We start from the raw sequence: 13458 nt of genomic DNA on the forward strand, positions 1-13458 counted from the left end.
TCGTTCGCAGCACGCCACTGGGAACGACCTTTGCAGCTCGATCAGCTTCCGCTTCGCACGCCTGCCGCCATCGCCGAGATCGATTGGCGCCTGCTCGATCAGGCCGCCGCGCGCCGGCTGCGCGAACTCGGCTTCGATGATGGCGTCGAGGTCGAACTGCTGCATCGTGCCGCCTTCGGTGGCGATCCGCTGGCGATCCGCATCGGCCGGATGACGCTGGCGATCCGCCGCGCGCAGGCGCGCGCCATCCGTGTCGCGATCGAACCGCCGGCCGCGATCGCCGCCGAATGAACCCGGTCCCGCTTGTCGCGCTGGTCGGCAATCCCAATGCCGGCAAGAGCGCGCTGTTCAACGCACTGACCGGCGCGCGCCAGAAAGTCGGCAATTATCCCGGCGTCACGGTGGAGCGGAAATCGGGCCGGCTCGCGCTGGCCGATGGCCGCCCGGTCGAGCTGATCGATCTGCCCGGCACCTACAGCCTCGATCCCGTCAGCCCTGACGAAGCGGTGACGCGCGATGTCGTGCTGGGCCGGCAGGATGGCGAGCGGCGGCCGAGCGCGCTGCTGATCGTGGTCGATTCGACCAACCTCGACAATCATCTCCGCTTCGCGATGCAGCTGATCGCGCTCGGCCTGCCCACGTTGGTCGCGCTCAACATGATCGACATGGCGACGCGGGACGGGCTGACGATCGATGCCGATCGGCTGTCGGCCGCGCTCGGCGTGCCGGTCATCCCCACGGTCGCGGTCCGCCGCGGCGGCACCGATGCGCTGCGCGCCGAACTCGATCGCCTGGTGACCGAGGCGCGCCCGCGCCCCGCGCCCGCCGCGCCGCCGGCTGAGGCGGATCTCGTCGCGCTGCAGCGCCGCGCCCGCGCGATTGCGCGCGATGCGATCACCGCGGAGGCGCCGACCCGCGCGTGGACGCGCGCGATCGACCGCGTCGCGCTCCACCCCGTCGCCGGCCCGATCCTGCTGTTCATGCTGATGTTCGTGATGTTCCAGGCGGTGTTCGCCTGGTCGGAAACGCCGACCGGATGGATCGAGGGTGGCATCGCCGTACTGCAGGGGCTGGTCACCGATGCGCTGCCGTCGGGCGTGCTGCGTTCGGCGATCGTCGATGGCGTGATCGCGGGGGTCGGCGCGGTGGTCGTGTTCCTGCCGCCGATCCTGATCCTGTTCGTGTTCATCCTGCTGCTCGAGGCGTCGGGCTATATGGTCCGCGCCGCCTTCCTGATGGATCGACTGATGGTGGGGGTCGGCCTGTCGGGCCGCGCCTTCATCCCGTTGCTGTCGTCCTTCGCCTGCGCGATTCCCGGCATCATGGCGACCCGGTCGATCGACGATCCGCGCGATCGGCTGACGACGATCCTGATCGCCCCGCTGATGACCTGTTCGGCGCGGCTGCCGGTCTACGCCGTGATCATCGCCGCGTTCATCCCGCCGCGCGATGTCGGCCCCGGCATCGGCCTGCAGGGGCTGGTGCTGTTCTGCCTCTACATCACCGGCATCGCCGGCGCGATGATCGCCGCGCTGGTGCTGCGCCGCACCGTCGCGCGCGGCGCCGGCGGCGGCTTCATGATGGAACTGCCCAAATATCAGCTGCCGGTGCTGCGCGACGTGCTGATCGGCCTGGCGCAGCGCGCCTGGGTGTTCCTGCGCCGCGCGGGCACGATCATCATGGGCGTCACCATCGTGCTGTGGGCGCTGCTCAGCTTCCCGCAGGCGCCGCCGGGGCAGAGCCAGAGCGAATATTCGGTCGCCGGCCGCATCGCGGACGGGCTGGAGGTGATCGTCCGCCCGATCGGCTTCAACCATGAAATGGCGCTGGCGATCATCCCGGCGATGGCCGCGCGCGAGGTCGCCGTCTCCGCGCTCGCCACCGTCTACGCGATCGACGCGACCGACGAGGCGCAGGCAGAACAGTCGCTGGTCGAACGGCTGCAGGGCCGCTGGTCGCTGCCGACCGCGCTGGCCTTCCTGATGTGGTTCGTGTTCGCGCCGCAATGCCTGTCGACGATCGCGGTCATCCGCCGCGAGACCAACGGATGGAAATGGCCGCTGTTCGCGCTCGGCTATCTGTTCGCGCTCGCCTATCTGGCGGCCGGCATAACCTTCTGGACGGCAACCGCGCTCGGGCTTTAGAGCAGCCTCACCCCTTTCGGAGAGTGACGGCGATGGCAGGCAGCGTGAACAAGGTGATTCTGGTCGGCAATCTGGGCCGCGATCCCGAATCGCGCAGCTTCCAGAATGGCGGCAAGGTCGTGAACCTGCGCATCGCCACCAGCGAGACCTGGAAGGATCGCAATTCGGGCGAGCGCAAGGAAAAGACCGAATGGCATTCGGTCGCGATCTTCAACGAAGGGCTGGCCAATGTGGCCGAGCGCTATCTGCGCAAGGGCAGCAAGGTCTATCTCGAAGGCCAGCTGCAGACCCGTAAGTGGCAGGATCAATCCGGCGCGGACAAGTACAGCACCGAAATCGTGCTGCAGGGCTTCAACAGCGTGCTGGTGATGCTCGACGGCCGTGAAGGCGGCGGCGGTAGCGGCGGCGGATCGCGCGGTGGCGACGATTTCGGCGGCGGCGATGATTTCGGCGGCGGCTATGGCGGCGGCAAGTCGGGCGGCGGTTATGGCGGCGGTTCGTCCGGCGGCAGCAAGCCCGCCAGCCGCCCCTCGAGCGCGTTCGACAGCGACCTCGACGACGACGTGCCGTTCTGAGGTGACGGGCTCCTGCGCAGGCAGGAGCGCCGCCCAGCCTATTTGAGCTTGTCCTTCAGCGCCTGCGCAAGCGCGGAGACGGGCCTGACCTCCGCCTCGCTGATCACGCCCGCTTCGCGCAGCGCGGCATCGGCGCCGGCAGAGCGTGGGAACGGATCCAGCGCCAGCGACAATTCCTCGGCCACGGCCTCGCCCAGATCGATCGCGCCACCGGCATAGGGGATTGTGTCGAGATCGGCTTCGCTCAGCTCGATCTCGTCGCCCTCGATCCCCGTATCGGGCACGAAGCGCAGCGCGAAATCGGTCTCCACCTTGGCCGGCAGCGGATCGCCGGTCGCGATGCAGCTCTGCACCACCGCCGCCTCCAGCCGCCCGTCGGCGAACACGGCATCGCCCTCGCGTCGCACCGCGGCCTGCGCGTCCAGCCGATCGATCGCGACCAGCCCGAACCGCGCCGCCAGGCGCTCGCGCTGCGCCGCATCGGCTGAAAGCGCGATGTCGCGCGGGCGATCGCCCAGCGTGTCGATCCGCACCGGCACCGAGAATTCGGGCGCGATCATGCCGGCAGCTGCCCGGCGGCGATGGCGTCCGCGGGCGTCATCGTCAGCTTGCCGGCAAAGCCGCGCAGGCGGTCCGCCACCAGCGCGGGCGCGCCCGCCGGTGCCTCGCCGCGCCACAGGTTGCGCGTCAGCGCGCCTTCCAGATCGCCGCCCGCCAGCCCGTCGCGATAGGCGCTCAGCCGGCCGCCCAGCGCCCCCATCATCCGCCCGACATGCTTGCCCACCACGACGTCGCCCACGCCCGCTTCGCGCAGCTGGCCGTCCATGTCGTCCACGAACAGCTCGGTCAGCCACGCCGCATCCTGCGCGGTCGCCTCGCCCTCGCTTTCCAGCCGCAGCAGCACCATCACCAGGATCGCGGCGACCATGTCGAACCGGCCGTCCAGCGTATCGGGCACCTGGCCCTGCCGATACCACCAGGGATCGCGCGCGCGCTTCACGATCGCCTGATAGGCAGGCAGCAGCGCCTCGCGGTCGAGCGGGCGGCCGAACAGGCGGCGGAGAAACGACAAGCAGGCATCCTTTGCGGCAACGGGCGGCCGGGCTTGTCGCCCGCGCCGGCTCCGCATATTGAGGCTGCGGGCCGCGCTTGCAACATCGTCGGGCAGACGGCGCGCCCGTGTCCGCTTGATACTGTCCGTTCGGGAGACTGTTGATGATCGCATCTCGCCACCGCAGCACCGCCGCGGCGCTGGCCGGGATCGCGCTGGCCGCCGCACTTGGCGGCTGCGCGTCGATCAAGGATCACAAGGGCTATGTGGTCGATACGACGCTGATCGATTCGGTCCAGCCCGGGCTCGACAATCGCGATTCGGTGGTCAAGACGCTCGGCCGCCCCAGCTTCGTCGCCCAGTTCGACGAGAACACCTGGTATTATATCTCCCGCAACACCAAGCAGCTGGCCTTCCAGAAGCCGAAGCCGACCGATCAGACGCTGCTCGCGGTCAAGTTCGACGGCGCGGGCAATGTCGCCTCGGTCAGCAAGGGCGGGCTCGAAAAGGCGGTCAAGATCGATCCGATCAGCGACAAGACGCCGACGCTGGGCCGCGATCGCGGCTTCTTCAGCGAATTGTTCGGCAATATCGGCCGCGTCGGCGCGGTCGGCCAGGGCGCGACGACTGCCGACAACCCGAACTGATCCGGGACATCCTCCCCCGGGAGGGGGAGGGACGGAAACCTATTCCGCCACCCGTGCCAGCGCCGCGCGATATTCGCGGCCGAGCCGCGCGACCAGCTCCGCCGCCGGCACCACCGCATCGACCGCGCCGATGCCCTGGCCGCAGCCCCAGATGTCGCGCCACGCCTTGGCATCCGCCGCCGCCGCGCCGAAATCCATCTTCGACGGATCCGATTCCGGCAGATTGTCGGGGTCGAGCCCCGCGCGCACCACGCTCGGCCGCAGATAATTGCCGTGCACCCCGGTGAAGAGGTTCGAATAGAGGATGTCGGCGCCCGAACTGTCGACGATCATCTGCTTGTAGGCATCGTCGGCGCGGGCCTCGTCGGTGGCGATGAACGCCGAGCCGACATAGCCCAGGTCCGCGCCCATCGCGCGCGCCGCCAGCACCGCATCACCGGTCGCGATCGCGCCCGACAGCGCCAGCGGGCCATCGAACCAGCGCCGGATCTCCTGCACCAGCGCGAACGGGGAGAGCGTTCCGGCATGGCCGCCCGCGCCCGCCGCCACCGCCACCAGCCCATCCGCGCCCTTCTCGATCGCCTTGCGTGCGAAGCGGTCGTCGATCACGTCGTGGAACACGATGCCGCCATAGCTGTGCACCGCTTCGTTGATCTCGGATTTCGCGCCGAGCGAGGTGATCACCACCGGCGCGCGATATTTCACGCACAGCTCGAGATCCTCCTGCAGCCGGGCATTGGTGCGGTGGACGATCAGGTTCACCGCATAGGGCGCGTCTTGATCGGTCAGTTCGTCGCTCAGCCGCTGCAGCCACTGTTCGAGCACGCCGGAAGGCCGCGCGTTCAGCGAGGGGAAGGCGCCCACCACCCCGGCGCGGCACTGGGCGATCACCAGATCGGGGTTTGAGATGATGAACAGCGGCGATCCCATCACGGGCACGCTCAGGCGCCCCTCGAACAGCGCAGGCATCGTCATGGCGCGGCGTCTCCCCCTTTGATTGTCGCGGTCGTCTCTACGGTCAGATCAGCTCGACCGCCACTGCCGTCGCCTCGCCGCCGCCGATGCAGAGCGCCGCGACGCCCTTGCGCAGCCCGCGCGCCTTCAGCGCCGCGATCAGGGTCGCCATGATCCGCGCGCCCGATGCGCCGATCGGATGGCCAAGCGCAGTGGCGCCGCCGTTCACGTTGATCTTCTCGCGCGGGATGCCCAGGTCGTGCATCGCGATCATGCTGACCGCGGCGAACGCCTCGTTCACCTCGAACAGGTCGACCTCATCGACGCTCCACCCCGCCTTTTCGAGCACCTTGCGGATTGCAGGCACCGGGGCGGTGGTGAACAGCGCCGGCTCGTGCGCATGCCCGGCGGTCGCCACCAGCCGGGCTTCCTGTGCCAGCCCCAGCCGATCGGCCACGCTGGCGCGCGTCATCACCAGCGCCGCCGCCCCGTCGGAGATCGAGGATGCATTGGCCGCAGTGATCGTGCCGTCTTTGGCAAAAGCCGGCTTCAGCGACGGGATCTTGTCGGGCCGGGCGTTGCCGGGCTGCTCGTCGGTCGTCACCTGCGTCTCGCCCGCGCGGCTCCTCACAGTCACCGGCACCACCTCGGCATCGAACCCGCCGCCATCGATCGCAGCCTTGGCCCGGCTCAGGCTTTCCAGCGCATAGTCGTCCTGCGCCTGGCGGGTGAACTGATAGTCGCGCGCCGAATCCTCGGCGAAGGCACCCATCAGCTTGCCGGGGGTGTAGGCATCCTCCAGCCCGTCGAGATACATCGAATCCTTGATCTCGCCATGGCCGATGCGCGCGCCGGCGCGGTGCTTCTGCAGCAGATAGGGCGCGTTCGACATGCTCTCCATGCCCCCGGCCACGATCACGTCGGCCGTGCCCGCCGCCAGCGCCTCGGCTGCCATGATCGCGGCCTGCATGCCCGATCCGCACATCTTGTTGACGGTCGTCGCCTCGATGCTGCGCGGCAGCCCCGCCTTCAGCGCGGCCTGGCGCGCGGGCGCCTGGCCCAGCCCGGCGGGCAGCACGCAACCCATGTAGATCCGGTCGATCGCGTCCGGGTTCACGCCGGCGCGCTCGACGGCGGCCTTCACGGCCGTGGCGCCGAGCTCGGTCGCATCGACCGAGGCCAGCGCACCCTGGAAGCCGCCCATCGGCGTACGGGCGAAAGAGGAAATGATGATCGGATCGGCGGCAGACATGCGACACTCCTGATTGGTGCCGCTCATATCGGATGCCCGCAGCCGCCGATCAATCCGTCGATCAATCCAGCGTGAAGCCGATCTTCAGCGTCACCTGATAATGGCCGATCCGCCCGTCCTCGACATGGCCGCGTGTCTCTTTCACCTCGAACCAGCCGATGTTGCGCACCGTCTCCGATGCCTTGGCGATCGCGCCCTTGATCGCATCCTCGACCGATGTCGGCGAGCTGCCGACGACTTCGATCACCTTGTAGACATGGTCGGACATGAGCCTTCTCCCTTCGGCTGACAGTCATACAACCGCGGGCGTGGCCTTGCGATCCGGCCGCCGCACCAGCACCAGCGCGGCCGCGATCAGCATCGCGCCGGTCACGTCCACCAGCCCCATCGCCTCGCCATAGACGAGCCAGCCGATCCCTGCCGCCATCACCGGCTGGGTCAGCAAGCCCAGCCCCACCACCAGCGCGGGCAGCCGTCCGATCGCATAGATCAGGCAGCCCTGGCCGATCACCTGGCTGCCCACCGCCAGCAGGATCAGCGGAGTCCAGTCGGTCGGCAGCACCGGATCGCCCACCGCCAGCGCCGCCACCAGCAGCGGCGGCGCGCCGATCGCAGTCGACAGCAGCAGGGCGGGCAGCGGGGCGATCCGGTCGCGCACCCCGTCCATCGCCACCAGATAGAATGTGTAGAGCAGCCCCGCGCCGATGCAGAGCAGATCACCCAGCAGGTAGCGCGGCGACAGTTCATAGGATCGACCGACCAGCAGCATCACCCCCGCCGCTGCCAGCGCCAGCGCGATCGCATGGCCCCGCCCAGGCCAGGTGCGCGCGATCAGATAGCCGACGAAGGGAAAGGCGAAGCTCGCGAAATTGCCGAGCAGGGTCGCGTTCACCAGCCGGGTATGGTGGATGCCGACATGCCACAGCGCGAGATCGCCCGCGAAGAACAGCCCCGCCAGCGCCACCGCGATCCAGCCCCGCGTGCCCAGCACCGGAATCCGCTGCCGCCCGGCCAGCGCCAGCAGCGCCAGAAGCGGGATCGCCAGCGCCAGCCGCCAAAAACCGGCCGCCACCGGGCCGACATCCGCCAGCCGAACCAGCCACGGTCCGAACGTCAGTGCGATATTGCCCGCGATCAGCGCCAGGAAGGCGGGCCTTGTCGCGCGGACAGATTTTGTTGCGGATGCGTCATCGTGCATCGCTAGGGGGTAGCACCTATTTCATCGCGATCACGTTGCAAATGGAGACTGATTGATGCCGAGCCTGCTCGATCCCGTTCAACTCGGTGCCATCGCCGCGCCGAATTGCATCCTGATGGCCCCGCTCACCCGTGGCCGCAGCACCCGGGGCCATGTGCCGATGCCGATCATGGCCGAATATTATGCACAGCGTGCCACCGCCGGGCTGATCATCAGCGAGGCAACCGGCATCAGTCAGCAGGGCCTGGGCTGGCCGTTCGCACCGGGGCTGTGGTCGGCCGAGCAGACCGAGGCGTGGAAGCCCGTCACCGCCGCCGTTCACGCCGCGGGCGGCCGTATCGTCGCGCAGCTCTGGCACATGGGCCGCACCGTCCATGCCAGCTTCCTGGGTGGCGAAGCGCCGGTCGCCGCCTCTGTCGGCACCGCACCGGACGAAGCCCATACCTATGACGGCAAGCAGCCCTATACCGAGGCGCGCGCGCTGCGGGCGGACGAGATCCCCGCGCTGCTCGACGATTATGCGAAAGCGGCATCCAATGCGCTGGCCGCCGGGTTCGATGGTGTCCAGATCCATGCCGCCAACGGCTACCTGATCGACGAATTCCTGCGCGACAACTCAAACTTCCGCGACGATGCCTATGGCGGCTCGATCGAGAACCGCACCCGCCTGCTGGGAGAAGTCACCGCGCGCGTGATCGAGATTGCCGGTGCCGATCGCACTTCGGTACGGTTGTCGCCGAACGGCGAGGTGCAGGGCGTCAACGACAGCAATCCCCACGCGCTGTTCCCGGCCGCCGCAAAATTGCTGTCCGATCTGGGCATCGGCTTTCTGGAGCTCCGCGAACCCACCCGCTCCGGTACGTTCGGCAAGGCCGATCATGATCCGGTCCACCCCGCGATCCGCAAGCAGTTCGGCGGGCCACTGGTGCTGAATGCCGATTACACGCCGGAATCCGCACAGGCCGCGCTGGATGCGGGCGAGGCGGATGCGATCAGCTTCGGCCGCCCGTTCATCGCCAACCCCGATCTGCCGCACCGCATCGCCGCGGGCATCCCGCTCGCGCCCGATCGGATGGAGAATTGGCACCTCGGCGGCCCGGTCGGCTATATCGACTATCCCGCCGCCGCCTGAGCTTTTGCCCGTCACCCCGGCGAACACCGGGGTGACGGCAGCAGGCTCAACCGAACCGCTGTTTCAGGTCGAACATCGCGATCGCCGCCTTGGCCGCTTCGCCGCCCTTGTCCTTGGCATGACGATCGGCGCGGACCAGCGCCTGCGCCTCATCCTCCACGGTCAGGATGCCGTTGCCGATCGGGATGCCGTCCAGGCTCAGCGCCATCAGCCCCCGCGCGCTTTCGTTCGAAACCACCTCGAAATGATAGGTTTCGCCGCGGATGATCACACCGATGCCCACGAAACCGTCATAACGCCCGCTCTCCGCCGCCATCGCGACCGCGCCGGGAATCTCCAGCGCGCCCGGCACGGTGATCGTCTCGTGGGTATGGCCGGCCGCCTCGATCGCGGTACGCGCGCCATCGATCAGCATGTCGTTCAGATGCTCGTAGAAGCGCGCCTCGACGATCAGGAAGCTGGCCATCACTTGTCCTTTGTCAGCGGGATCGGGCGTTCGCCCACGATCGACAGGCCGTAGCCGTCGAGCGCGACCATGATGTGGTGGCTGTTGGTCAGCAGGATCATGTCCGCCACGCCGAGCTCGGCCAGGATCTGCGCGCCGATGCCGTAATCGCGCAGCTCTTCCATGTCGGTATCGCCGCGCTGCTGGCGCACCGCCAGCGACCAGGGCCCCGGGCCGGGGTTGGTCAGGATCACCACGATCCCGGCGCCTTCCTCGGCGATGATCTCCATCGATCGCGCCAGCATCCCCGATCGCTCGGTCTCGGCGCCGAAGATGTCGGGAAAGGCGGACAGCGCGTGCATCCGCACCAGTGTCGGCCGCTCGGGATCGATCCGCCCCTTCACCAGTGCGATCTGCTCGCTGTGAGTGGCCTTGTTGAAGAAGGTCACGGCCTGCCACTCACCGCCCCAGCGGCTGGTGAAGCGCGTCTCGCCGGTGCGTTCCACCAGATGATCGTGCTGGCGGCGATAGGCGATCAGGTCGCGGATCGTGCCGATCTTCAGCCGATGTTCCTGCGCGAAGGCGATCAAGTCGTCCATCCGCGCCATCTCGCCATCGTCCTTCATGATCTCGCAGATCACGCCGGCCGGGTTCAGCCCCGCGAGCCGCGCGACATCAACTGCGGCCTCGGTATGGCCGGCGCGCACCAGTACACCGCCCTCGCGCGCCACCAGCGGAAACACATGGCCGGGCGACACGATGTGCTCGCGCCCCTTGCTATGGTCGATCGCCACGGCGATCGTGCGCGCGCGGTCCGCGGCCGAAATGCCCGTCGTCACCCCCTCGCGCGCCTCGATCGATACGGTGAAGGCGGTTTCGTGGCGGGTGCCGTTGTTGCGCGCCATCGGCTCCAGCCCCAGCTGCTCCACCCGCTCGGGCGACAGCGACAGGCAGATCAGCCCGCGTCCGTGGCGCGCCATGAAATTGATCGCATCGGGCGTCGCCATCTGCGCGGGGATCACCAGATCGCCCTCATTCTCCCGATCCTCGTCGTCGACCAGGATGAACATCCGGCCGTTCCGCGCCTCGTCGATGATCTCCTCGATCGGCACCAGCGCCGGCGCCGCCTCGCGCCGCCGTAGGAACTGCTCCAGCTTGCGCAGTGTATCGGCGGTGGGGTTCCACTGCGGGTCATCCAGCGTGCGCAGTGAGTTGGCGTGAAGGCCGGCAGCACGCGCCAGCCCGGATCGCGACATGCCGTGGGTGGAGACGAGATCGCGGATGCGCTCGATCAGATCGGTGCTCATGTCGTCGCGCTATCACATCGCAATGTGATCGTCACGCATGATCGATCACATCAGCCGCGAACCGCCAGCGCCTCCTTCATCCGGCCGAGATAACGCGCCAGCACGTCGATCTCGAGATTGACGGTCGCCCCCGTCGCCAGCCCGTCGAGCGTCGTCATCGCCGCGGTATGCGGAATGATGTTGAGCGCGAACCGTGCCGCCCCGCCGTCCAGATCCTCGACCGCGTTGACCGTCAGCGATACCCCGTCGACCGTGATCGATCCCTTGGCGGCGATGAACGGGGCCAGCGCCGCGGGGGCGTCGATCCGCACGATTCGCGAATCACCCGCCGGCTCGATCTCCGCAACCGTGCCGACGCCATCGACATGGCCGGTCACGATATGCCCGCCGAGCTCGTCGCCCAGCTTGAGCGCGCGCTCCAGGTTCATCCGCGCGCCTTCGCGCCACCGTTCGCCTGCGGTGCGCGCCACCGTCTCGCCCGATACGTCGACCGCGAACCATCCCGGCCCCTTGTCGACCACCGTCAGGCACACGCCGGAACAGGCGATCGACGCGCCCAGATCGACGCTGTCCATCTCGTAGCGAGTCCCGATCACCAGCCGCAGGTCGCCCCGCTGTTCCACGCGCTCGATCGTGCCGATGTCGGTGATGATGCCCGTGAACATGGCCTAGCTCCGGTTGCGCGAATAGATGTCGAGCCGGTCCTCGCCCAGCCGCCGGCTGTCAAGCGCGCGCCAGCGGCCATGGGCTTCGGCGAGGTCGCCCAGCCCGATGGCGCCCAGCCCGCGCCCGCCGCCGACCAGGATCGGCGCGCGGTAGATCAGCAGCCGATCGACCAGATCCGCCGCCAGGAAGGCCGCCGCGACACTGGCCCCGCCTTCGACGAGCAGCGTATCGCCGGGCAGGTCCGCGATCGCCGCAGGATCCGTGATCGCGATCCACCCGTCGGGCGCGGCCATGGTCCGCGAGAGCAGCACCCGCCGTGGCGCCCGCGCTTCCAGCCCCGGCAAGCGCACGTCCAGCCGCGGCGCATCGGCTGCAAAGGTGCCGCGCCCAACCAGGATCAGGTCCGCCTTGGCGCGTTCGACATGGGCGTGCGCGCGTGCCGCTTCACCTGTGATCCACTGGCTCGATCCGTCCGCCAGCGCGATCGCCCCGTCCAAGGACAGCGCCAGCTTCAGCGTGACATGAGGCCGCCCCAGTCGCTGGCGGGTCAGGAACCCGGCGAGCCCCGCGTCGGCCGCATCCGCCGCCACCTCCGTCTCGACCGCGATGCCGGCGGCGCGCAGCCGCGCGATCCCCCGGCCATCGGTGCGCGGATCGGGATCGCCGATCGCGATCGCCACCCGCGCCACCCCCGCTGCGATCAGCAGATCGGCACAGGCCGGGCCGCGCGCGCTGTCGTGCGCGCAGGGTTCAAGCGTCACATAGACGGTCGCGCCCCGTGCCGCCGCGCCGGCTTCGGCCAGCGCCATCGCCTCGGCATGGGGACGTCCGCCAGATTGCGTCCAGCCGCGACCGATCACGCGACCATCCTTCTCGATCACGCAGCCGACGGCGGGGTTGGGCCAGGTCCGGCCGCGGCCACGCTCCGCCAGCGCGATCGCTGCCGCCATCCAGCGCGGGTCGCTCAGATCCCCAGCCTCTTTTCGAGCTGCTGGAACTGGCGGCGCTTCTCGGCCTGCGCCGCCTCGCGCTTCTTCTGGTCGATCTTCTGCTGGGCGATGATCTCGGCATCGCTGCGCGTGGCCGGCCAACTCGGCAGGAACATCATCTCGGGCTTCGGCGGCTCGACATGCGAATCGACGTAGAAGCCGGCGATCAGCAGACCCGGAATCATCACCGAAAGCGCGCCGAACAGCAGCTGGTGCCGCTGCCTGCCCGCCAGAAATGATTTCAAGTCGCGCCAGACGACTGCGGGGCGGGACGGGCGGGGAATGGCCATCGGCACAAGATAGTGTCGACGGCCCGATCCTGCCAACCCCGCCCGCGGCCGATGCTCAGCCGGCGCGCAGCTCGAACCGCACCGTCATCGTCCGCCAGCTTTCGACCGGCACGCCGTCGCGCGTCGCAGGCTTGAACTTCCAGGCGCGCAACGCCTGGCGTGCGGTGGCCTCGTGGAACAGCGGGTCGTCGGCGCTGACCGGCAGCACCTGTTTCACGCGGCCATCGGTGCCGATCAGCACCTTCACCGTCACCCGCCCCTCGATTTCCTGCCGCGCCAGCAGCGGGGGGTAATCGGGCTGCAGCACGCTGCGCCGACCGTCGAGCACCGCATCGACCAGCTTCGGCTCGGCGACAGGGACCGCGATCTCGGCCGGCTGCGTGATGGGGCCGAGCGGGATAGGTTCGATCGTGGGCGGCGTATCGATCCGCACGACAGGCTCGGCCAGGGTCGGCACCAGCGGCTGCGGCGTATCGATTCGCGGCGCGGGCGCGGTTCGCGGTTCGGCCTTGGGGGGCGGCGCCGTTTCGGGCGGCGGATCCTTGATGTCGGGAATGCTGCTCACGGTGAAGATCGGCGGCGGGGCCAGCACCTGCGGCCCCTTCGCCAGGATCAGCGCGGTCAGCGCCGCGGCATGCAGCAGCACCACCATCGCCAGCCCGCTCGGGCTGGATCGACGCGTGTCGAGAAAACCTCCTTGGGTCATCGGCATCCTCCTGCGGCCGCCGCCCTGATGCGATGTGCCGCCAAAGGATGATACAACGTCTCGTCCTGATATTCTATCTCATTGTCGCTGATGCTGCTCTCG

At 68.8% G+C, this 13458-nt stretch carries 17 protein-coding genes; 5 read left to right on the forward strand and 12 right to left on the reverse strand.

Annotation, left to right across the window (positions count from 1 at the left end):
- The first annotated feature begins 30 nt into the window (after positions 1–30).
- Genes ABC347_RS13005 through ssb form a run of 3 tightly spaced genes read left to right on the forward strand, consistent with a single transcriptional unit; the run spans position 31 to position 2719 of the window.
- Positions 31–291: a FeoA family protein gene (locus ABC347_RS13005; protein WP_413246141.1), complete on the forward strand. Its 261-nt coding sequence runs from the start codon at positions 31–33 to the stop codon at positions 289–291.
- Positions 288–2144, forward strand: coding sequence for a ferrous iron transporter B (feoB, locus tag ABC347_RS13010; RefSeq protein WP_413246142.1), 1857 nt, complete (start codon positions 288–290; stop codon positions 2142–2144). The genes ABC347_RS13005 and feoB overlap by 4 nt, the downstream gene beginning before the upstream one ends.
- A 32-nt stretch (positions 2145–2176) precedes the next feature.
- Entirely contained in the window at positions 2177–2719 is a 543-nt protein-coding gene (gene ssb / locus ABC347_RS13015; RefSeq protein WP_413246143.1) for a single-stranded DNA-binding protein, read from the forward strand.
- Positions 2720–2757: 38 nt separating this feature from the next.
- On the opposite strand, the gene ABC347_RS13020 is transcribed toward ssb, so the two are convergent.
- Positions 2758–3279: a YceD family protein gene (locus tag ABC347_RS13020; RefSeq protein ID WP_413246144.1), complete on the reverse strand. Its 522-nt coding sequence runs from the start codon at positions 3277–3279 to the stop codon at positions 2758–2760.
- Positions 3276–3791, reverse strand: coding sequence for a ubiquinol-cytochrome C chaperone family protein (locus ABC347_RS13025; RefSeq protein WP_413246145.1), 516 nt, complete (start codon positions 3789–3791; stop codon positions 3276–3278). The genes ABC347_RS13020 and ABC347_RS13025 overlap by 4 nt, the downstream gene beginning before the upstream one ends.
- 143 nt (positions 3792–3934) lie before the next feature.
- Here ABC347_RS13025 and ABC347_RS13030 point away from each other — a divergent pair, with 143 nt between their 5' ends.
- A complete protein-coding gene (locus ABC347_RS13030) occupies positions 3935–4417 on the forward strand; it encodes an outer membrane protein assembly factor BamE (protein WP_413246146.1) in 483 nt (160 codons plus the stop codon).
- Positions 4418–4456: 39 nt separating this feature from the next.
- On the opposite strand, the gene ABC347_RS13035 is transcribed toward ABC347_RS13030, so the two are convergent.
- The 4 genes from ABC347_RS13035 to ABC347_RS13050 all read right to left on the reverse strand — a co-directional run bounded on the left by ABC347_RS13035 (position 4457) and on the right by ABC347_RS13050 (position 7821).
- Positions 4457–5392: an NAD(P)H-dependent flavin oxidoreductase gene (locus ABC347_RS13035; RefSeq protein WP_413246147.1), complete on the reverse strand. Its 936-nt coding sequence runs from the start codon at positions 5390–5392 to the stop codon at positions 4457–4459.
- A gap of 43 nt (positions 5393–5435) precedes the next feature.
- Complete coding sequence (locus ABC347_RS13040; RefSeq protein ID WP_413246148.1) at positions 5436–6623, reverse strand: acetyl-CoA C-acyltransferase; 1188 nt, start codon at positions 6621–6623, stop codon at positions 5436–5438.
- A 61-nt stretch (positions 6624–6684) separates the two neighbouring features.
- A complete protein-coding gene (locus tag ABC347_RS13045; RefSeq protein ID WP_413246149.1) occupies positions 6685–6891 on the reverse strand; it encodes a dodecin in 207 nt (68 codons plus the stop codon).
- Between the two features lie 24 nt (positions 6892–6915).
- A complete protein-coding gene (locus tag ABC347_RS13050) occupies positions 6916–7821 on the reverse strand; it encodes a DMT family transporter (protein WP_413246150.1) in 906 nt (301 codons plus the stop codon).
- 55 nt (positions 7822–7876) lie between these two features.
- Here ABC347_RS13050 and ABC347_RS13055 point away from each other — a divergent pair, with 55 nt between their 5' ends.
- The gene (locus tag ABC347_RS13055; protein ID WP_413246151.1) at positions 7877–8953 is read left to right on the forward strand and encodes an alkene reductase; all 1077 of its coding nucleotides are present in this window, start codon (positions 7877–7879) and stop codon (positions 8951–8953) included.
- A gap of 46 nt (positions 8954–8999) precedes the next feature.
- On the opposite strand, the gene ribH is transcribed toward ABC347_RS13055, so the two are convergent.
- Genes ribH through ABC347_RS13085 form a run of 6 tightly spaced genes read right to left on the reverse strand, consistent with a single transcriptional unit; the run spans position 9000 to position 13356 of the window.
- The gene (gene ribH / locus ABC347_RS13060) at positions 9000–9419 is read right to left on the reverse strand and encodes a 6,7-dimethyl-8-ribityllumazine synthase (RefSeq protein WP_413246152.1); all 420 of its coding nucleotides are present in this window, start codon (positions 9417–9419) and stop codon (positions 9000–9002) included.
- Complete coding sequence (gene ribB / locus ABC347_RS13065; protein WP_413246153.1) at positions 9419–10705, reverse strand: 3,4-dihydroxy-2-butanone-4-phosphate synthase; 1287 nt, start codon at positions 10703–10705, stop codon at positions 9419–9421. Before ribB ends, ribH begins: the two co-directional genes overlap by 1 nt.
- A gap of 50 nt (positions 10706–10755) precedes the next feature.
- Positions 10756–11370, reverse strand: coding sequence for a riboflavin synthase (locus ABC347_RS13070; protein WP_413246154.1), 615 nt, complete (start codon positions 11368–11370; stop codon positions 10756–10758).
- 3 nt (positions 11371–11373) lie between these two features.
- Complete coding sequence (gene ribD, locus ABC347_RS13075) at positions 11374–12321, reverse strand: bifunctional diaminohydroxyphosphoribosylaminopyrimidine deaminase/5-amino-6-(5-phosphoribosylamino)uracil reductase RibD (protein WP_413246155.1); 948 nt, start codon at positions 12319–12321, stop codon at positions 11374–11376.
- Positions 12322–12335: 14 nt separating this feature from the next.
- The gene (locus tag ABC347_RS13080) at positions 12336–12650 is read right to left on the reverse strand and encodes a hypothetical protein (RefSeq protein WP_413246156.1); all 315 of its coding nucleotides are present in this window, start codon (positions 12648–12650) and stop codon (positions 12336–12338) included.
- A gap of 55 nt (positions 12651–12705) precedes the next feature.
- The gene (locus ABC347_RS13085) at positions 12706–13356 is read right to left on the reverse strand and encodes an energy transducer TonB (protein WP_413246157.1); all 651 of its coding nucleotides are present in this window, start codon (positions 13354–13356) and stop codon (positions 12706–12708) included.
- Between the last annotated feature and the right edge of the window lie 102 nt (positions 13357–13458).

Origin of the sequence: Sphingomonas canaveralia (assembly GCF_047238125.1) — a bacterium.
Classification (GTDB): domain Bacteria; phylum Pseudomonadota; class Alphaproteobacteria; order Sphingomonadales; family Sphingomonadaceae; genus JBDFMH01.